This is a genomic window from Brevundimonas goettingensis (assembly GCF_017487405.1).
GTDB lineage: Bacteria > Pseudomonadota > Alphaproteobacteria > Caulobacterales > Caulobacteraceae > Brevundimonas > Brevundimonas goettingensis.
Map to the genome: position 1 here is coordinate 1,914,148 of NZ_CP062222.1, position 18,360 is coordinate 1,932,507.

An 18,360-nucleotide genomic window follows, 5' to 3' on the forward strand; every position below is an offset into this window, starting at 1 on the left:
GGCACGACGATGAGGGGCACGCCCAAGTCCACATCCCCGAACGACACGCTCTCGCCGACACAGCGCCTGTTTCTCGCGCCCGCAATGGTGCTGATGATCGTGCTGGGCTTTTCGTGGAAGCCCTGGCTGATGCGCCTGTTCGCCTGGCCGTGGGTGATCGGACGGGCCGACGTTCTCGGCTGGTGGCCCATCCAGGGCCACTGGTTCTGGTACGGGATCGGCGCCGTCTTCCTGTCCTTCCTCTTTCCCGCCTGGTGCTATTCGGTCGGCAAGTCGATCCGGACGATCCTGACGGTCTGGGCGATCTGCGCCGCGATTACCTTGGGGCTGCTGTTCATTGGCGGCCGGTCGCGGATCGAGGTCCGGGCCAACGACATCCGCGTCACCTCCGACCGCTGGGGCGAGGCCGACGTCCTCTATCGCATCGACAACGCCGCCGGCATGACCGCGTCCTGCGAGACTGGCCGCAAGGGAGAGATCTATCCGTCGCTCTGGGTCTGGTTCCACGACGGGCGCGAGATGGAGCTTCAGTCCCTGACCTCCAAAGGCTCCAATCCAGGCGCCAGCCGGGCGGGGCTCGACTTCGCCGAAGGCCTCGACATCTTCCTGGTCCACCACGGCAATCGGCGCGCCGGAAGGATCGAGGACCGCTGCGTCGAAAAGGTCGAACGCCGACTGGCCCCGGCCGACGCGCCCCGCATCGGCGCCCTGTTCTCACACGATCTGGTTGAGGTCGCGCGCTAACCCCACGGACGGAAGTTCCGGGCCTGAATCGGCCGACTCGGCTATTCACACCCCATGCTTACCGCCGCCGAAGTCATCACCATGCTCGAACTCCAGCCCCATCCGGAGGGCGGGCACTATCGCGAGACCTTCCGCGATCCGCGCGAGGTGGACGGGCGTTCGGTCGGGACGGCGATCTACTATCTGCTGGCCGAGGGGGAGCAGTCGCACTGGCATTCGGTCGACGCCGCCGAGCTGTGGCATTTCTATGAGGGGGCGCCGCTGGCGCTGGAGATCGCCTCGGGCGGGACGCGGCGGCTGGTCAGGCTGGGCAGTGACCTCAAGGCCGGCGAACAGCCGCAGGCCGTGGTTCCGACCGGCGCCTGGCAGGCGGCCAAGTCGCTCGGCGCCTGGACCCTGGTCGGCTGCACCGTCGCGCCAGGCTTCGAATTCGAGGGGTTTGAGATGGCTCCCAAAGGCTGGCAGCCGGGCTGAGCCGATAGGGTTCGCCCCCTCTATCGCCCCGCCAGGGAACCCGTTATCACGCCGCTGTGAAAACGGCGGGCGCACATCGGTTCGAAGCTCTGGACTCCCTCAGGGGCGTCTGCGCCGTGCTCGTGTTCATGTTCCACATGCCGATCGCCAGCCACTGGCGCGACTGGCCGCTGATCCAGCACGGCTATTTGTTCGTCGACTACTTCTTCGTCCTGTCGGGCTTTGTCATCGCACATGCCTATGCGGAGCGGTTGAAGACGGCGCGCGACGCGGGCCGGTTCATGGTGCGCCGGCTGGGCCGGGTCTGGCCGCTGCACGTCCTGATGCTGGCCTGTTTCGTCGGGTTGGAGCTGTGCCGACTCTGGTTCCATTTCGACACCGCTTCCCCCTTCACGCGCGACCGCTCGGTCGAGGCGATCTTCACCAACCTGCTGCTGATCCAGGCCTGGCACATCCATCCCTACCTGACCTGGAACGGTCCCTCGTGGACGCTGAGCGCCGAGGTCGCCTGCTATCTGATCTTCGCCGCCCTGGTGTTGGTCGCGCCGAAGCGGTTCCGCTGGATCGGCGCCGTGCTGGCGGTTATCGGCGGCCTGATGGTGGTCGAGTTCGCCAAGCGCTGGATGAACACCACCTATGACTTCGCCGTTCCGCGCGCGGTCTACGGCTTCTTCCTCGGCTGCCTGCTGCAGGGGCTATGGACCCGGATCCCGCGCCTGAAGGCGGGCGCCGCCACGGCTCTGGAAGTCGCGACCGTCGTCATGTGCTGCCTGTTCGTCGCCTGGGCCGAGGGGCCGGTGACGGTTCTGGTGACCCTGGTCTTCATCGGGGTGGTCTGGGTCTTCGCGGGCGAGGAGGGCAAGGTGTCGCGCCTGCTCGATCTGCCGGTGCTGGTCACCTTCGGCCGCTGGTCCTTCGCCATCTATATGGTCCATATGTTCGTGCTGACGGTGATGCTGATCATGGCCCGCAAGCTGCACTGGATGCCCAACGGGCGGCGCATCGACTTCGGCTCGGTCTGGCTGAACGACCTGTTCGCAATCGCCGTCTTCGCCGGCATAGTCGGTCTCGCGGTCCTGGCCCACCACCTCGTCGAACGCCCCGCCCAGCGACTTATTGACCGCTGGACCAAACCCAAACCCGCCGCTGCCTGAACCGTGTTATCGTCCCCGCGAAGGGGAGCGATCATGGCCGCCGAAGCGAAGACCAAGCCCACCGACGTCAGCGTCGACGACTTCATCGCCGCCGTGCCCGATCCGGTGCGCCGGGCCGACGCCGAAGTCGTCGCCGCCCTGTTCGCCGAGGTCACGGGGCAGCGGGCGACCCTGTGGGGGCCGTCCATCGTCGGGTTCGGCGCGTACCACTACGTCTACGACAGCGGCCGCCAGGGCGACGCCCCGGCCATCGCCTTCTCGCCCCGCAAGCCGCATCTGGTCCTGTATCTGCACGCCGGAGAGGCCCGCGACGCCCTGTCGCCCCGGCTGGGCAAGCACAAGACAGAGGGCGGCTGCATCTATGTGAAGCGGCTGTCGGACGTGAACATGGACGTCCTGCGCGAACTGGCCGCCGTCTCCTACGCCGCCATCAAGGCCCGTTATCCCGACTGAGCTTCCCAACGGCGCAGCTTTCGGTTCAGATGGTGCGGGGGAGACAACCATGACCGGCAGCCATGACGATCATTCCGCCTCGGGCCGCTCCGGACTGGCGCGCGAGGGCGACCGGCGCGCCACGGCCGCCGTCCGCCTCGGCATCGGCCTCCTGCAAGGCGTGGCCCTGTGGTGGCTGACGCGGTCCTGGCCCAATGAGTATCGCCACCCGCCGCTCTGGCCGGCGACCGATCCCTGGCTGTTCGGCTGCCTGTTCATCGTCTTCGCCTTCCTGCCGGTAGTGCTGCTGGCGGGCGTCGGGCGGCTGAGGCCGGTCACCCTGATCGTCTGGGGCGGAATCGCCGGGGCGGTCATGGCGGCGCTGGCCTTCCACGACATCGACCGTCAGGGCGTGAAGCTGGACGACACCGTCCTGTCACCGCTGTTCGTGGTCTTCACAGCCGTGGCCCTGTTCATCGGCCATCACCTGATCGTGCCAGCCGACCGTGAGCGTCGGCTGATCGCCCCCTACCCCGCCTATTTCGACGCGGCCTGGATGGCGGGGGTCCAGCTGGCCCTGTCGATCGGCTTCGCGGGCGCCTTCTGGCTTCTGCTCTTCCTCGGCGCCGCCCTGTTCAAGGTCATCGGCCTGACCTTCCTCGGCGACCTGATCGGCAAGAGCTGGTTCGCCTTCCCCATGACCGGCCTCGCCTTCGCCACGGCGGTGCAGCTGACCGACGTGCGCGACGGCCTGATCCGGGGCGTGCGGGCCGTGGCCCTGATGCTGCTGTCCTGGCTGTTGCTGGTCATGACGGTGCTGGCCGCCGGCTTCCTCGCCGCCCTGCCCTTCACGGGCCTCAAGGGCCTGTGGGACACCGGCAGCGCGACCGCTCTGGTCCTCGCCTCGGCCGGCGCCCTGATCATCCTGATCAACACCGCCTATCAGGACGGCCGTCCCGACAACCGGCCGCCGCTGGTGCTGCGCATCGCTGTGCAGGTCGCCTCGCTCCTGCTGACGCCCCTGATCGTCCTGGCCGTCTGGGGTCTGATGCTGCGGATCGGCCAGTACGGCCTGACGCCGGACCGGATCATCGCCGCCGCCTGCGCCCTGGTCGGCGCCGTCTATGCGGTGGGCTACGGGCTCGGCGCCATTGTGCCCCTGATCCGCAAGGGCTCGGACTGGATGAAGGCGCTGGAGGCGACCAACCTGGCCTCGGGCGTCCTGGCCGTCGCCGTCATCCTCGCCCTGTTCAGCCCCCTCGCCGACCCGGCCCGGCTGTCGGTCGCCGATCAGGTGAAGCGTCTGGAGGCGGGCAAGGTGACGCCGGACAAGTTCGACTTCGGCTTCCTGCGGTTCGAGAGCGGCAAGGTCGGCCAGCAAGCCTTTGAGAAGCTCGCGCGCTCCACCGACGCCGACATCGCCCGGCGCGCTCAGGAGGCCCGGAAGATGGAAGACCGGTGGGACAGCCCCAAGCCCGACGTGGCGGTCGATCTCCGTATCGAGATGCTGCCCGCCGGAACCGCGCTTCCGGCGGCCTTCCCCCGATCCGTCGTCTTCGACGGCTCCACCGGCGCCAACCAGGCCCTCACCAGCTGTACGTCCAAGGACGAGCCCTGCAAGGCGCGCCTTTTCGATCTGGACGCAGACGGCCGTGACGAGCTGCTGATCGCCCACCGGTTCGCCGTCATCGTCTTCGTGCTCGGCGACGACGGAAAGTGGACCTCGCCGGGGACCTATATGCCGCGGATCTGCGCCGGCGTTGGGCGCGGCGACATGCGCAAGACGCTGGAGACGGACCAGTTCCAGACCGAGCCCCAGCGCTGGCCGGGCCTGAGGTCTTCGGATTCGATCAACTGGACCTTTACGCCGGACACCCAGTGCCCGGGCGAGGCCGTGCGCGTCGACCTCGTCCCCCCGCCCCCGCCGCCCGCCCGGCCCGCGCCACCGCCCGCCCGTTAACCTCCCGCACACCACGCCCACCAACCCGATCTTCACCGCATCGGGCGTAGAAACGTCCCGAAACGGGTCAGTCGCGCTTCAAGACGCGGCGGCCTTCACGGTGATGACGAAGGTGTGCTCCCCATGGCCAAGACCGTTCTGGTGGTCGACGACGATCCGACCCAGCGCCGCCTCGTTCAGGCGGTTCTGGATCGCGAGGGCTATGCCGTCGTCCACGCCGAGAACGGCGGCGAGGCCATCGATCGCCTGACCAAGGGCGGCGGCGCCGATGTCGTGCTGCTGGACATGGTCATGCCCGGCATGAGCGGCATGGAGGCCCTGGCCGAGATCCGCACCGCCGGCGTCACCACCCCTGTCATCGTCCTGACGGCCAACGGCGGCATCGACACCGTGGTCAAGGCCATGCAGGCCGGCGCCCAAGACTTCTTCATCAAGCCCGCCAGCCCCGAACGCATCCTGGTCGGCATCCGCAACGCCCTGCAGATGACCCAGCTGACCCGTGAGGTCGGCCGTCTGAAGAAGCACGTGGCGGGCCGCACCTCGTTCGACGATCTGGTCGGCGACAGCCCGCCGATGCGTCTGGTCAAGGCCTTCGGCGCGCGCGCGGCCAAGTCCTCCATCCCGGTCCTGATCACCGGCGAGAGCGGCGTCGGCAAGGAAGTCATCGCCCGCGCCCTGCACGGGGCCTCGGACCGGTCCGGCAAGCCCTTCGTCGCGGTCAACTGCGGCGCCCTGCCCGCCAACCTGATCGAGTCGATCCTGTTCGGTCACGAGAAGGGGGCCTTCACCGGCGCCCACGACAAGCACCTCGGCAAGTTCCAGGAGGCCAGCGGCGGCACCCTGTTCCTCGACGAGATCGGCGAGCTGCCGCTGGACATGCAGGTCAAGCTGCTGCGCGCCCTGCAGGAGGGCGAGGTCGATCCCGTCGGCGCCAAACGCTCGGTCAAGGTCGACGTCCGCATCGTCTCGGCGACAAATCGCGACCCGGCCCAGCAGGTCAGGGAAGGCGCCTTCCGCGAGGACCTCTACTACCGCCTGAACGTCTTCCCGATCGAGGCCCCGGCCCTGCGCGAGCGCCGCGAGGACATCCCGGCCCTGGTCGACCACTTCATCGGCCGCTTCAACGCCGAAGAGGGCAAGCGCGTCGCCGGAGCCTCGGCCGAGACCATGGCCCTGCTCAGCGCCTTCGACTGGCCCGGCAACGTGCGCCAGCTGGAGAACAGCGTCTATCGCGCCCTGGTCCTGGCCGACGCCCCCTATCTGCAGCCGCACGACTTCCCGGCCATCTCGGGCGTCGCCATGCCTCTGGCCCAGGCCGAGAGCGGCATCGAAGCTTCGGCCGCGTCGGAGGGCGGGCTGTCGGTGGAACTGCCGCCCCTGCCCGACCAGCCGATCCGCATCCTCGACGACCGCGGCCATCTGCGCACGCTGGAGGACATCGAGCGCGACCTGATCCAGCACGCCATCGAGGTCTACGCCGGCCATATGTCCGAGATCGCCCGCCGCCTCGGCATCGGCCGCTCGACCCTGTACCGCAAGGTCCGCGAACAGGGGCTGGAAGGCGCCCTGAAGGAAGTCGGCTGAGGATCGACCCCGATCACCGTCGTTTCGGGGCAACATTTCACGGCATTGCCTGAATCTGTCTGAAATTTAACGCATCCGCCCGACGGAGGTCGCGGGGGCGTGCGTTAGAGGCTCATCGAACGGCGCATGGCCGGGGGTTGAAGGGACGCGCAGACGTTCCACCGCCGGTCGCAGACGCCGCCACGCCACTGTTGATTCCGGAAGACCATCCATGACGATCGCTGTCGCCATTCTGTCCGCGCTTGCCTCCGGCGCGATCCAGACGGCGCCCCCGCCCACGGCCGGCCCGACGCCGCCGCAGCAGACTCCGCCGACGACCTCGCCCGAGCCCCAGGACGACGACGCCCTGCCGCGCGGCTCGGCCTCGTCGGACGCCTATGACCTGGGCACCGTCACCGTCACGGGCGTGAAGCCGCGCGGCAGCGTCGAGGGCGACATCCCGCCCGACGTCACCCTGAGCGCGGAAGAGATCAAGGCCTACGGCGCCAGCAACATCTCCGAGCTGCTGCAACGGCTCGAACCCCTGACCCAGTCGAGCCGCGGCCGGTCGGACTCCGGTCCGGTCCTGCTGCTCAACGGCCGCCGCATCTCGGGCTTCCAGGAGATCCAGGGCATCCCGGTCGAGGCCATCGAGCGCACCGAGATTCTGCCCGAGGAGGTCGCCCTCAACTACGGCTATAGCGCCGACCAGCGGGTGGTGAACTTCGTCCTCAAGCAGCAGTTCCGCCAGGCCACCGCGACCTTCCAGGGCCGCGGCCCGACCCAGGGCGGCCGCACCACCGCCGAGGTCGACGGCAACGCCTTCACCATCAAGACCGGCGACCGCTGGAACTTCGACATCGAGCAGCAGCACGACACCGCCCTGTTCGAGAGCGAGCGCGACATCACCCGCACGGTGAACCCCAACACCTATGGCCCGAGCGGCGCCGTCGCGACGCCGGAAGAGCTGTCGGCCTATCGCACCCTGCAGTCGCGCGGCGACCGGACGACCATCCGCGGCTCGCTGGCCCACGACCTGAACGCCACGACCAAGGCGACAGGCAGCTTCAGCCTGGAGGACTCGACCACCAGCGGATACGGCGGCCTGCCCTCCCTGTCGCTGAACCTGCCGGCCGGGAACCCCTATTCGACCAGCGCCGGCGACGTGCGGCTGCAGCGCTATCTGGCCGACCCCGGCACGATGCTGCGCAACAACGACACCCTGACGGGCAAGGCCGCCCTGCTGGTGGACGGCTATCTGAAGGAGTGGCGCTACACCGTCACCGCCACCTACGATCGGACCGAGACCGACACCACGACAGGCCGCGGTTATGAGGTCCTGCCCGTCCAGACCGCGCTCTCCAACAACGATCCGACCGTGAACCCGTTCGGCGTCATCCCGCCTTCCCTGCTGCGCCAGGCCACCGACACGGCCCATTCGGTGTCCAGCGGCGGCAATGTGGAATCGACCCTCAACGGCACCCTGTGGGAAGGCCCGGCGGGCAATCTGCGCTCGACCGTCAAGTTCGGCCTGGACACCCGGACGCTGGACTCCGAGTCGGACCGCACCGTCATCGGCCACACCGAGAGCTCGCTGCAGCGCGACCGGGTCTATGGCAGCTTCAACGTCAACATGCCGCTGACCAGCACCCGCCGCGACTTCCTGTCGAAGCTCGGCGACCTGTCCTTCAACTTCAACGGCGGCTATGACGACCTGTCCGACTTCGGCGGCCTGACCACCATCGGCGGCGGCCTGAACTGGGCCCCGAACGGCAAGATCGGCTTCGTCGTCAGCTATACGGATGAACAGGGCGCCCCGACGATCAACCAGGTCAACGACCCGGTCATCAACACCTCGAACGTGGCCGTCTACGACTTCAAGGCCGGCCAGACGGTCAACATCACCCAGATCACCGGCGGCAACCGCAACCTGGGTTCGGACGACCGCTCGGTGGTCAAGCTGGGCTTCAACCTGACCCCGTTCCAGAGCGTCAACTTCAACTTCAGCTCCAACTACACCTGGAGCCGGACGGACGACGCCATCTCGGCCTTCCCGACCATCACCCCGGCCCTGGAAGCGGCCCTGCCCGGCCGGTTCGTGCGCGACGGCGCGGGCAACCTGCTGTCGGTCGACGCCCGTCCGCTGAACTACGCCAAGACCGAGCGTCAGGACCTGCGCACCGGCTTCACCTTCTCGCGTCCGTTCGGCAAGCCGAACGCGGCGGCGGGCGGTCCGCGCCCCGGCGGCATGATGATGATGGGCGGCGGCCCGCGTCCGGCCGGCGGCGGTGAAGGCGGCGGCCCCGGTGGCGGGGGCGGCGGTCAGATGCGCATGGGCGGCGGCGGCGGACGCGGCGGCACGCCGATGCAGCCGGGCCAGGGCGTCTTCAACCTGTCGGTCTATCATACCTACCGCTTCCAGGATGAGATCGTCATCGCCGATGGCCTGCCGGTCATCGACCAGCTCAACGGCGGCGCCACCGGCGGTCGCGGCGGCACGCCCCAGCAGGAGATCCAGGTCCAGGGCGGCGCCTTCCGCAACGGCTTCGGCGCCTTCATCAACGCCAACTGGCGCGAGGCGACCTTCGTCGACGGCGGGGCGACCGACCTCAACTTCTCGCACCAGACCACGGTCGGGCTGAACATGTTCGTCGACATGAACCAGCGCCCCGACTGGGTGAAGAAGGCCCCCTGGCTGCTCAAGGGCGCCCGGATCAGCCTGGGCTTCGACAACATCTTCGACACCCGCACGGTGGTCACCACCTCGGCAGGCAACCTGCCGGTCAACTACCAGCCCGACTACCTCGACCCCACGGGCCGGGTCATCCGACTGAACTACCGCAAGGTGCTGTTCTAGAACGCAGAAGAGGCCGGTGGATCGCTCCGCCGGCCTCTTTCTCATTCGGGGGGCTTCTTGCGGCCCCAGCGGCGCTTCGGCTCCTCGCCGTTGGCCTTGGCCGTGATCTCCCTGAGCTTGCGCCCCTGCATGGCCGACAGGGCCTGACCGGGCGCGCCCTTCTCCGGGTCACCGAAGGCGCGGCCGTAGGTCTGGATGCGGTCAGAGACGCCCTCAATGAACTCGCCCTCCCACTCCGACAGGACGATACCGGCCTTGTCGGCCGCCCGTTTGGCGCGCTTGAGGGCGTTCAGGGCCTTGCGGCGCGCGGCCTCGCGCTCGGCCTCGAACGGGCTGGCGGGCTTGTCTGTCCTTGTCTTGAAGCCCGAGCCGGGCTTGAGCCCGGTCGAGCGCTTGAGTGACCCCGAAGGGTCTTTCGGACCGCCCGTGAGGGGCGTCCGCTTCAGGCTCAGATCTCGCCGAGGGCGGACAGGTAGAGGTCCAGGATGGCGTCCTCTTCCTGGCGCTTGGCCTTGTCCTGCTTGCGGATGCGGATGACCTTGCGCAGGATCTTGACGTCGTAGCCCTCGCCCTTGGCCTCGGCGAAGACCTCCTTCTGGTCGGCCATGATCGCGGCCTTGTCCTCTTCCAGACGCTCGATGCGCTCGATGATCGAACGCAGACGGCCCTGGGCCGCCGAGGTCAGGACGTCCGAGCTGTCGAAGGGAGCGGCGGCGTCGGTCATTCTTGGGTCCTTCGGAAGGGCGCTAACGCTCAGCTCGCGGAGCTTCGCTGCTTGAGCGCGTCGGTGTCTGGGTTTGGCGGGCGACTAACCACGTTGCCGCGACAGGCTCAACCACGAACACGAAAAAGGCTGCGGACAGATTGCCCACAGCCCTCGATAGTCAAGACATTTCAGAGACTTAGGCGCCCTTAAGCGCCATAAGCGTCTGTTTAGCCCTGCTTCGCCTTGAAGCGCGGGTCGGTCTTGTTGATGACGAAGACGACGCCCTTGCGGCGCACGACCTTGCAGTCGCGGTGGCGGGTCTTGAGCGACTTGAGCGAGCTACGGACCTTCATGGTCGGGCGTCCTGAGGCAAATCAAAAATAAAAGAGCCGCGGGGCGAACCTGCGGCGGAGCGGTGCATGTAGAGATTCGGGAGCGCCAAGTCAACCGCCGGGCGACTGATTTGGGCGGGGTCCTCAGGGAGCGATAGCACGACCGGCGCTCAAGCAGCGAGCCGCCGCGCGGCGAGCGTTAGCGCCAGAAGGATGGAGGCCTGGCCTCCGAGTTGAACGGAGGGTCTATGGGCTTGCGGGCCCATCGCGTAGCCCCTCCGCCACCAGGCCGCATCAGGGTCGATGGACAGAATGTCGCACCCGGCTTTAGATTCCGGAAACGAACGCGGTGAACGGCCTGTTCACCCTGTTGGTGTCATCAGGGGGTCAGACCACTATCGCACGATCTGCGGCAACGCTTGGCCGTGTCGCGCGCTTGTGATTGCGACTTCATCTCCGGGGACACTAGCCTGACCAACATGCGCCTTTCCGCCCGTCTCCTGCTGATCCTGTCCGTCGCGGCCTGCGCGCCGATGCTGCCGCCCGCGGAGACGGTGCTGGCTCCGGCCCGGCCGGAGCCCCAGCCTCAGCCGACGCCCCCGCCGACCCGGCCCGGGCCGCAGCCGACCCAGCCCGTCTATGACCAGCCGGGCTTCGAGGGCTGGAAACAGGGCTTCCTGAACCGCATGGGCGGCGCCCGCCGCACGGCCTATGAGCAGCAGCTGGCCGGACTGACGCCCGATCAGGAGGTCATCCGACTGGACGGCAACCAGCCCGAGTTCAGCCGTCCCGCCGGCGCCTATGTCGCCAACGCCGTCTCGTCCGCCCGCGTCGCCGAGGCCCGTCGCAAGGTGGACATCGTGCCGTGGAGCGTGACCCAGCGCTTCGGCGTGCCCGCCGAGATCCTCGTGTCCATCTGGGCGCAGGAATCGAGCTTCGGACAGGTCCAGGGCAACAAGGACGTCATCCGCTCGCTGGCCACCCTCGCCTATGAAGGCCGCCGCCGCGACTGGGCCGAGGGCCAGCTGCGCGACGCCCTGAACATTGTCATCGACGGCCGCCGCAGCCGTGCAGGCCTGACCGGCAGCTGGGCCGGGGCCATGGGCCAGACCCAGTTCATGCCCGACAACTATCTGCGCCTCGGCGTCGACCAGAACGACGACGGCAAGGTCGACATCTGGGGCTCCGACGTCGACGCCCTGGCGTCGGCCGCCAATCTGCTGGCCCAGGCCGGATGGAAGCGCGGCCAGGCCTGGGGCTATGAGGTCGTGATCCCGCAGGGCTTCGACTATTCGCTCGCCGACGGCCCGTCGCGGCCGTGGAGCTTCTGGCGCCAGCAGGGCGTGACTCTGGCGCGAGGCGGGGCGATGACCGACGCCGAGGCGGCCGAGAACGCCACCCTGCTGCTGCCCCAGGGCGCGCGCGGCCCGGCCTTCATCGGCCTGCCCAACCACTTCGTGATCCGGCGCTACAACAACTCGGTCTCCTATGCCCTGGCCATCGGCCTGACGGCGGACGGGGTGGCGGGCAAGCCGGGGCTCATGGCCAGCTGGCCCACGGACGCCCCCATGTCGCGCGACCAGAGGGTCGGCGCCCAGGCCGCCCTGACGCGGATGGGCTATGACACCGGCGGCGTCGACGGGGTGGTCGGGGCCAACACCCGCGCCGCCCTGAAGCGCTGGCAGGCCGCCAACGGTCGCATCGCCGACGGCTATCTGACCGCCGAGCTGGCGACGGAGCTGATGAGCCGCTGACCGGGGCTTTGCACCCGGAAATTAGTGGGTGCAAAAGGTGCAATCGGTGAGACCGGACCTCAGGACTCTGCCTCAAGTCCTGGAAATCAGGAAACAACGGCCGCCTTTGGTTACTCCGGAGACGCGGACCCGAGGATGCCGTAGTCGGCATACTGGCAGGCCTTGATGCCCCATTGGCTTCGCCGCTCCGCCGCGCCGCGCGGATTGATCGCCCAGTAGGCGGTGAAGCGCGCCCGCTCCCGGCCATTGACGATCAACACCTGCCCGTCCCGATACAGCCCCCTCTCCGCGGCGGGACCGTCGCTGAAACGGATGAAGGTATGGGCCTTGATGGTCTCATCGACCCCCTCGACCCTGTCCCATGTGACGCATTTTCCGTCCGGTCGACTGTACGGCCGTTCGCCGGGCGCGGCGCGAGACGCCTGGTACGCGATCCAGCGGGCGCAACCGGGATCCCCGGCCTCGAGCATACGAAACCGGTAGATGCCTGGCGGATCGCCGCGCCCGGGACCAAAGACGCCAGAGCCCGGCCGCATCTGGATGTAGAGCGCCCCCGCCATTCCGGCGTCGAAGAAGCTCGTGTCCTCATAATTGACGTCATAGGGGCTGAGCGAGGTGCGTTGGGGGTCATCGGCGGGATCCCGCGACATCTGGCCGGGCAGCCAGAGATCCACCCCCTCGGGCCGGGGGCCGTACCAGTGGAGGCCGGCGTCCTCGGCGCAACGTCGCTTCATCTCATCCAGAACCGCCCCGGACGGCCGATCCGAGAGGTACATGGCGGTGAAACAGCCCTGCAGACCCAGGGCCAGGAGAGCGGCGGTCGCTATTCCGAAAAGACGTCCCGGCATGGCCCCTCCTGTCCAAACACACCCGGCGTCCTGCCCGTCACCGGACAATGCCCGTTCCCGCCGCCTTTGCACTCGAAAAAGCGGGTGCAAAACGTGCAATCGGTGAGACGGCGACGGAGGAATAGCTGGCAGATCGTTGAAACGGTGTCGTATTTTCTGGCGACTGTCGTTGCACTCAGTTTGCGCTCGGGTGCAGGCGGGCGCGGACGATGGCTGGCGACGGGGGCTGGCGACGGGGCTGGCGACGGGGGCTGGCGACGGGGGCTGGCGACGGGGGCTGGCGATGTCAAAGACCGGACGCGCAGTCTAACCGGTCCCGGAGGCGTGCTGAGCCGATTGGGGCGGGATTGACGCAAGTGGCTGATTTCGTGGGCGGCGACACGGCTGGGTATGCGAACTCCCCCTCAACGCTCATCCCGGCGAATGCCGGGATCCAGATGCAGACCCGGCGCCCGCCGCAAAGTCCGGGCCGTGCGACACCTCAGACGCCGCATGTGAATCTGGATCCCGGCATTCGCCGGGATGAGCGGGATGGGTGGGGTCAGGCGACGGACTTCGTCAGGGCGTAGACGCAGCTATGGCCCGCCGCTTCGCCGAGCTGGGGGCGGGCCTCCCAGTTGGCGAGAGTCGCCTCATAACTCAGACTCGCCTTCTTCAGAACGGCGGCGGAGGCGGCGTTGTCGGGATCGCAGGTCGCCCAGACGCGGTGGATGTCCGGCTGGTCGATGGCCCAGCCGACGACGGCGGAGGCGGCTTCGGAGGCGAAACCCCTGCCCCATGCGTCTTCCTTGAGGATATAGCCGAAGTCGGCCTTGGGCGGGCTCAGCCTCAGCTCGATCACCCCCAGAAAAGCGCCGGTCGCTTGTTCGATCAGCGCCCAGGGGAAGGCGGCGCCCGAGACCCGGGCCTCTTCGCAACGGATGCAGAAGGCAAGGCTCTCGGCGGGGTCGCGCTGGCGCACGAAGGGCATGAAACGCGTCGGCGCGGCTTCACCCGCATAGGCGAAGACGTCGGCTGCGTCCGCCCGGGTGACGGGCCGCAGGGTCAGGCGGTCGGTCTGGAAGGTATCGGGGGCTCGCATCGGCCCAAAATGCGGACGTCGCATCCGGCTGGCAATGGCGGGAAAGTTGACCGGCCCGACGGGTTGACTGGTGTTAATCGCCGGGCCGGTCATGGGGCGGTTGTCAGGCCCGCCCCACGCCTGAATGCCACCACGCCGGGGGTTCGGCATCTGGATTCGCGTTGATTTCACAACGTTTTACAATTGGCGCCGGCGACGCCCGTTAGGAGGAGAAATGCTCATTCCCCTCCCCCGAGACGCCGCCGAACGCCGCCGTGCGCTGGACTGGCTGAACGCCGAGGGCGTGCCTCACCTGGCCCTGTTTCAGGCGGTGCAGATCTCCGACCGCGAACAGGCCTTGCGGTTTCGGCAGTTCTTGGAGACCTGCGAACGGATGGGCGCCTGAGCCCTAGCTGCAGCCCTCGACATAGCCCAGCACCGGCATCATGCCGACATGGGTCAGGCTGACCTTGCCGTCGGAGCCGATCTCGAACCGGACCGCCGGGTCGCCGCTGGCGGCATTGGGGGCGGTCAGATATTTGGCGGGGGCATCCTGATATTTGTGGGGCTCCTCGCGGAAGCCGCCGAACCAGCTCTTCACATCCTTCTCGGGCGAGCCGACGCCGACGCCCTCGACCAGTTTCACGTCCGAGCGCTGGCCGACGGTGATGCGCTGGACCTTGCCCTCGGTGACGATGGCGTAGACGCCCGGATAGTCGGGCGAGGTCACGGTGCGGCAGGCGTCGCTCGTTTGCGCCCCGCGCTCGGCCCAGGTTCCGCCCGCGGGGACGGGCTGGCCGAGCTTCAGATCGCCGAGCCCCTCGAGACCGATGACCTTGGTGGGCGCGCCCGGCGTGGCGGCGGGCGGGGTCGGGGCTGGCGTGGGCGCGGACGCCGTCGCAGCCGGGACCGCGTGTTCCGAAGCCTTCTCAGGCGCCGGACCGCAAGCGGCCAGCAGGGCGATCAGGGAAAAGGCGGCGAAGGCGGGCGCGGTGCGCGAGCTCGGAGCTTTCATGCCGCCTGAACGGCCCGCGCCCTGCCGTGTTCCCTCCACCCCGCAAGGTGGCAGGCGCCCCCCCTTGGCGAGAGAGGATTAGTCCCTCAACCGCCAGGTCGCTCCGGTGGGGCCGTCCATGACGACGACGTTGAGTTCGGTCAGGCGGTCGCGGATGCGGTCGGCGGCGGGCCAGTCCTTGGCGGCGCGGGCGGTGACGCGTTCGGCCAGCAGGGCCTCGACCTCGGTCTTGAGAGCGTCGTCGGCGCCGCCCTCGAACCACTGGTCCGGGCTGGATAGCAGGACGCCGAGGATGGCGCCCGAGGCCAGCAGTTCGGCCTTGGCGATAGCGACGGCGTGCAGGTCGCCGGCAGTCATGGCGCGCTCGATCTCGCTCGACAGGGCGAAGAGTTTCGACATGGCGCCGGGAGTATTGAGGTCGTCGGAGATAGCCTCGAGGAACTCGGCGGCGGGGGCGTCGCCCCCCTCTTCGCGATTTGGCGCCTCGACGTCAGCGGCGCGACGCAGGGCGCCGTACAGCCGGTCGAGGTTCTTCTTCGACTGGTCGAGCAGCGACTGGTTCCAGTCGAGCGGCTGGCGGTAGTGGGCCGACAGCAGGGCCCAGCGGACCACCTCGCCCGGGACGTGCTGGACAAGGTCGTGCAGCAGCAGGACGTTGCCGATCGACTTGGACATCTTCTCGGCGTCGACGGTCAGGAAGCCGTTGTGCATCCAGTAGCGGCTGTATTCGGCCGGAGCCTTGTCGGCGTGGGCGTGGCCGTGGGCGCAGACGCCTTGCGCGATCTCGTTCTCATGGTGCGGGAAGACCAGGTCGATGCCGCCGCCGTGGATGTCGATCGGCAGGCCGAGCGTCTCCTCGATCATGGCCGAGCATTCGATGTGCCAGCCGGGGCGGCCCGCGCCCCAGGGCGACGGCCAGCTGGGCTCGTTCTCCTTGGACGGCTTCCACAGGACGAAGTCGTGGGCGTTCTTCTTGTAGGGGGCGACCTCGACACGGGCGCCGGCGATCATGTCGTCCAGATTGCGGCCCGACAGGGCGCCATAGGCCGGATAGGCCGAGACGTCGAACAGCACGTGGCCCTCGGCCGCATAGGCGCAGCCGGCGTCGATGATCTGGCCGATCTGGGCGACGATGGCGTCCATATGGTCGGTGACGTGGGGCGTCAGGTCCGGCGGAGTGACGTTCAGCGCGGCCATGTCGGCCAGATAGGCGGCCTCGTAGCGGGCCGTGACCTCGCCGATCTCGACGCCTTCCTTGAAGGCCTTCTGATTGATCTTGTCGTCTACGTCGGTGACGTTGCGGGCGTAGATGACGTGGTCGGCGCCGTATTCCCGGCGCAGAAGTCGCGTAAGCACGTCGAACACCACCGGCGGGCGGGCGTTGCCGATGTGGGCGAAGTCATAGACCGTCGGGCCGCACACATAGAGGGTGACGCGCTCGGAGTTCCGCGGCGTGAACACCCGCTTTTCGCGGTGCAGGGTGTCGTAGAGTGAGAGCGTCATCGTGAAGGGCGGCCTTGATGGTTTTCTTGCAGTACGGACTGAACGTCCCATATAGCCGCGAAGCTGTTAAACAGTGTCCGAAGGCGAATGAAGCCGTCTTCGTCGCCGCCCCGTTCGTTTGAGACCGATTTCATGAGTTCCACGCCCACCAAACCCGTCCTCGTTCCGGGGAACGACCAAGTGATCCGGCCCAGCCGCGAGCAGGCGCTTGAGGCTGTGCGGACCCTGATCGCCTGGGCCGGCGACGATCCGACCCGCCCCGGTCTGGTCGATACGCCCAAGCGGGTAGTGGACGCCTATTCCGAATGGTTCGAAGGCTATGACGCCGATCCGGCCAAGGAGCTGTCGCGCACCTTCGAGGACGTGACCGGCTATGACGACATGGTCGTGCTGCGCCAGATCGAGGTCGAGAGCCACTGCGAGCACCATATGGCCCCGTTCATCGGCAAGGCCTATGTCGCCTATATGCCGGGTGAGAAGGTGGTCGGCATCTCCAAGCTGGCGCGGGTGGTCGAGATCTTCGCCAAGCGGCTGCAGAACCAGGAAACCCTGACCAACGACATCATCGAGGCCATCGAATCGCATCTGTCGCCCAAGGGCGTCGCGGTGCTGGTGGACGCCGAGCACCAGTGCATGACCACCCGTGGGGTGCATCACCGCCACGTCTCAACCGTGACGACCCGCTTCACCGGCGCGTTCAAGTCCGATCCGGCATTGGTTGAGCGCTTCCTGAAACTGGCTCGGGGCTAGGTTCCTCGCCTCGCAGGCGAAAAGCGACGCGAGGGAACCGTCGGAGCGTCGAGACCGCTTTACAAGCGACGCCGGGGACGCCAAGACACCGGTCTGAACATTCAACCGCAGTCCGCCGCGCGGCGGGCCTCGACGGAGACAAGTAAGTATGGCTGGCAAAGTTTCGGGCCCCGTCGGCGCCTCGGGCGGCAAGACGATCCAACAGAACTCGGACATCAACGTCACGCCGTTCGTCGACATCATGCTGGTGCTGCTGATCATCTTCATGGTCTCTGCCCCGCTGGCCACCGTGTCGATCAAGCTGGACCTGCCGCCGGCCACCCCGCCGGTCAACCAGGAACAGCAGAAAGAGCCGACCTATATCTCCATTCAGGAATCGGGCTCGATCTTCATCGCCGACAAACAGACCACCATCGAAACCCTGGCCAACGACGTGTGCGCCGCCGTGGGCAACCCCACCGGCCAGGGCTGCCAGGAAGAGCGCGTCTTCATCCGCGCCCAGCCGGAAGTGAAGTACAACCAGTTCATGGAAGTCATGAACGATCTGCAGAAGAACGGCTTCTTCAAGGTCGGCCTGCTGAACGAAGACATCGAATAGGGTTCGTCCCCATTCCTGAAGACCAAGGCCGCGCCCTCCGGGACGCGGCCTTTTCTTTGCCTGGCGGCCGGGTCGAACCCGGCCTTTTCTTTGCCCGAATGTCGGCTCCACATCCTCAAGCGGAACTGTGTTTCGCCAAACAGGGAGGAGATCGTCATGGCTATGCGTTTTCAGGCTCCGAGGGCCGCTGAACAAAACGCCGACATCAACGTCACGCCGTTCGTGGACATCATGCTGGTGCTGCTGATCATCTTCATGGTCTCGGCGCCGCTGGCGACCGTGTCGCTCAAGCTCGACCTGCCCCCGCCGACTACGGAGTTCGTCGCCACGAAAGATCCGGTCTATGTCACCGTCCAGGCCTCCGGCGACATCTTCGTGGGCGACAAGGCCTCTTCCATGGAAAGCCTGACGGCCGACGTCTGCGAGGCCCTGGGTGGCGGCGCTTGCCAGAACGAACGGGTCTTCGTGCGCGGTCAGGCCGAGACCTCCTATCGCAGCTTCATGGCGGTGATGAACGACCTGCACGCCCACGGCTTCGAGAAGGTCGGGCTGCTGAACGAGGACATCGAATAAGGCCCATATTTCGCCCCTTCCCTGATCGACGGTCGCA

The 18,360-nt window shown here is 67.6% G+C and carries 18 protein-coding genes; 12 read left to right on the forward strand and 6 right to left on the reverse strand.

Translation table 11 applies throughout. The features are described from left to right. The first annotated feature begins 84 nt into the window (after window positions 1-84). The 7 genes from IFJ75_RS09530 to IFJ75_RS09560 all read left to right on the forward strand — a co-directional run bounded on the left by IFJ75_RS09530 (window position 85) and on the right by IFJ75_RS09560 (window position 9,184). Window positions 85-744 carry a hypothetical protein gene (locus IFJ75_RS09530; RefSeq protein ID WP_207932329.1) on the forward strand — a complete coding sequence of 220 codons (660 nt, stop codon included), beginning with the start codon at window positions 85-87 and terminating at the stop codon, window positions 742-744. A gap of 54 nt (window positions 745-798) precedes the next feature. Next, window positions 799-1,218: a cupin domain-containing protein gene (locus tag IFJ75_RS09535; RefSeq protein ID WP_207932330.1), complete on the forward strand. Its 420-nt coding sequence runs from the start codon at window positions 799-801 to the stop codon at window positions 1,216-1,218. Window positions 1,219-1,334: 116 nt separating this feature from the next. Beyond that, window positions 1,335-2,372: an acyltransferase family protein gene (locus tag IFJ75_RS09540; protein WP_263973038.1), complete on the forward strand. Its 1,038-nt coding sequence runs from the start codon at window positions 1,335-1,337 to the stop codon at window positions 2,370-2,372. Between the two features lie 33 nt (window positions 2,373-2,405). After that, window positions 2,406-2,825, forward strand: a complete 420-nt coding sequence (locus tag IFJ75_RS09545) for a DUF1801 domain-containing protein (protein ID WP_207932331.1) — start codon at window positions 2,406-2,408, stop codon at window positions 2,823-2,825. Window positions 2,826-2,874: 49 nt separating this feature from the next. Continuing rightward, window positions 2,875-4,764, forward strand: a complete 1,890-nt coding sequence (locus IFJ75_RS09550) for a DUF4153 domain-containing protein (RefSeq protein WP_207932332.1) — start codon at window positions 2,875-2,877, stop codon at window positions 4,762-4,764. Window positions 4,765-4,887: 123 nt separating this feature from the next. Continuing rightward, complete coding sequence (locus IFJ75_RS09555) at window positions 4,888-6,348, forward strand: sigma-54-dependent transcriptional regulator (protein WP_207932333.1); 1,461 nt, start codon at window positions 4,888-4,890, stop codon at window positions 6,346-6,348. Window positions 6,349-6,559: 211 nt separating this feature from the next. Next, a complete protein-coding gene (locus tag IFJ75_RS09560) occupies window positions 6,560-9,184 on the forward strand; it encodes a TonB-dependent receptor plug domain-containing protein (protein WP_207932334.1) in 2,625 nt (874 codons plus the stop codon). Window positions 9,185-9,632: 448 nt separating this feature from the next. Here IFJ75_RS09560 and IFJ75_RS09570 read toward each other — a convergent pair whose 3' ends face one another. Further along, window positions 9,633-9,908: a DUF2312 domain-containing protein gene (locus IFJ75_RS09570; RefSeq protein WP_207932335.1), complete on the reverse strand. Its 276-nt coding sequence runs from the start codon at window positions 9,906-9,908 to the stop codon at window positions 9,633-9,635. Window positions 9,909-10,117: 209 nt separating this feature from the next. Further along, complete coding sequence (gene ykgO / locus IFJ75_RS09575) at window positions 10,118-10,243, reverse strand: type B 50S ribosomal protein L36 (protein WP_008263184.1); 126 nt, start codon at window positions 10,241-10,243, stop codon at window positions 10,118-10,120. 458 nt (window positions 10,244-10,701) lie between these two features. Here ykgO and IFJ75_RS09580 point away from each other — a divergent pair, with 458 nt between their 5' ends. After that, window positions 10,702-11,976 carry a lytic murein transglycosylase gene (locus IFJ75_RS09580; protein WP_207932336.1) on the forward strand — a complete coding sequence of 425 codons (1,275 nt, stop codon included), beginning with the start codon at window positions 10,702-10,704 and terminating at the stop codon, window positions 11,974-11,976. Between the two features lie 110 nt (window positions 11,977-12,086). Here the strand turns inward: IFJ75_RS09580 and IFJ75_RS09585 are convergent, their stop codons facing one another. Both IFJ75_RS09585 and IFJ75_RS09590 read right to left on the reverse strand, forming a co-directional pair. Next, complete coding sequence (locus IFJ75_RS09585) at window positions 12,087-12,824, reverse strand: hypothetical protein (RefSeq protein ID WP_207932337.1); 738 nt, start codon at window positions 12,822-12,824, stop codon at window positions 12,087-12,089. 541 nt (window positions 12,825-13,365) lie between these two features. Continuing rightward, window positions 13,366-13,905, reverse strand: coding sequence for a GNAT family N-acetyltransferase (locus IFJ75_RS09590; RefSeq protein WP_207932338.1), 540 nt, complete (start codon window positions 13,903-13,905; stop codon window positions 13,366-13,368). Window positions 13,906-14,119: 214 nt separating this feature from the next. Between IFJ75_RS09590 and IFJ75_RS09595 the strand changes: the two genes are divergently transcribed. Beyond that, window positions 14,120-14,290: a hypothetical protein gene (locus tag IFJ75_RS09595; RefSeq protein ID WP_207932339.1), complete on the forward strand. Its 171-nt coding sequence runs from the start codon at window positions 14,120-14,122 to the stop codon at window positions 14,288-14,290. A gap of 3 nt (window positions 14,291-14,293) precedes the next feature. On the opposite strand, the gene IFJ75_RS09600 is transcribed toward IFJ75_RS09595, so the two are convergent. Further along, complete coding sequence (locus tag IFJ75_RS09600; protein ID WP_207932340.1) at window positions 14,294-14,899, reverse strand: hypothetical protein; 606 nt, start codon at window positions 14,897-14,899, stop codon at window positions 14,294-14,296. A 78-nt stretch (window positions 14,900-14,977) separates the two neighbouring features. Beyond that, window positions 14,978-16,402, reverse strand: a complete 1,425-nt coding sequence (gene cysS, locus IFJ75_RS09605; RefSeq protein ID WP_207932341.1) for a cysteine--tRNA ligase — start codon at window positions 16,400-16,402, stop codon at window positions 14,978-14,980. Window positions 16,403-16,534: 132 nt separating this feature from the next. Between cysS and folE the strand changes: the two genes are divergently transcribed. From folE to IFJ75_RS09620, 3 genes are all read left to right on the forward strand, one after another. Next, complete coding sequence (gene folE / locus IFJ75_RS09610; RefSeq protein WP_207932342.1) at window positions 16,535-17,152, forward strand: GTP cyclohydrolase I FolE; 618 nt, start codon at window positions 16,535-16,537, stop codon at window positions 17,150-17,152. Between the two features lie 148 nt (window positions 17,153-17,300). Continuing rightward, window positions 17,301-17,750 carry a biopolymer transporter ExbD gene (locus tag IFJ75_RS09615; protein WP_207932343.1) on the forward strand — a complete coding sequence of 150 codons (450 nt, stop codon included), beginning with the start codon at window positions 17,301-17,303 and terminating at the stop codon, window positions 17,748-17,750. A gap of 156 nt (window positions 17,751-17,906) precedes the next feature. Beyond that, window positions 17,907-18,323: a biopolymer transporter ExbD gene (locus IFJ75_RS09620; RefSeq protein ID WP_207932344.1), complete on the forward strand. Its 417-nt coding sequence runs from the start codon at window positions 17,907-17,909 to the stop codon at window positions 18,321-18,323. Window positions 18,324-18,360 lie beyond the last annotated feature (37 nt).

Bases quoted from the DNA above. Each gene is read 5' to 3' on its own strand.
- IFJ75_RS09585 (WP_207932337.1), bottom strand. From the start codon at position 12,824: ATGCCGGGACGTCTTTTCGGAATAGCGACCGCCGCTCTCCTGGCCCTG.
- IFJ75_RS09535 (WP_207932330.1), top strand. From the start codon at position 799: ATGCTTACCGCCGCCGAAGTCATCACCATGCTCGAACTCCAGCCCCAT.
- IFJ75_RS09580 (WP_207932336.1), top strand. From the start codon at position 10,702: ATGCGCCTTTCCGCCCGTCTCCTGCTGATCCTGTCCGTCGCGGCCTGC.
- IFJ75_RS09595 (WP_207932339.1), top strand. From the start codon at position 14,120: ATGCTCATTCCCCTCCCCCGAGACGCCGCCGAACGCCGCCGTGCGCTG.
- folE (WP_207932342.1), top strand. From the start codon at position 16,535: ATGAGTTCCACGCCCACCAAACCCGTCCTCGTTCCGGGGAACGACCAA.
- ykgO (WP_008263184.1), bottom strand. From the start codon at position 10,243: ATGAAGGTCCGTAGCTCGCTCAAGTCGCTCAAGACCCGCCACCGCGAC.
- IFJ75_RS09570 (WP_207932335.1), bottom strand. From the start codon at position 9,908: ATGACCGACGCCGCCGCTCCCTTCGACAGCTCGGACGTCCTGACCTCG.
- IFJ75_RS09555 (WP_207932333.1), top strand. From the start codon at position 4,888: ATGGCCAAGACCGTTCTGGTGGTCGACGACGATCCGACCCAGCGCCGC.
- IFJ75_RS09615 (WP_207932343.1), top strand. From the start codon at position 17,301: ATGGCTGGCAAAGTTTCGGGCCCCGTCGGCGCCTCGGGCGGCAAGACG.
- cysS (WP_207932341.1), bottom strand. From the start codon at position 16,402: ATGACGCTCTCACTCTACGACACCCTGCACCGCGAAAAGCGGGTGTTC.
- IFJ75_RS09590 (WP_207932338.1), bottom strand. From the start codon at position 13,905: ATGCGAGCCCCCGATACCTTCCAGACCGACCGCCTGACCCTGCGGCCC.
- IFJ75_RS09550 (WP_207932332.1), top strand. From the start codon at position 2,875: ATGACCGGCAGCCATGACGATCATTCCGCCTCGGGCCGCTCCGGACTG.
- IFJ75_RS09600 (WP_207932340.1), bottom strand. From the start codon at position 14,899: ATGAAAGCTCCGAGCTCGCGCACCGCGCCCGCCTTCGCCGCCTTTTCC.
- IFJ75_RS09560 (WP_207932334.1), top strand. From the start codon at position 6,560: ATGACGATCGCTGTCGCCATTCTGTCCGCGCTTGCCTCCGGCGCGATC.
- IFJ75_RS09620 (WP_207932344.1), top strand. From the start codon at position 17,907: ATGGCTATGCGTTTTCAGGCTCCGAGGGCCGCTGAACAAAACGCCGAC.
- IFJ75_RS09545 (WP_207932331.1), top strand. From the start codon at position 2,406: ATGGCCGCCGAAGCGAAGACCAAGCCCACCGACGTCAGCGTCGACGAC.
- IFJ75_RS09530 (WP_207932329.1), top strand. From the start codon at position 85: ATGGTGCTGATGATCGTGCTGGGCTTTTCGTGGAAGCCCTGGCTGATG.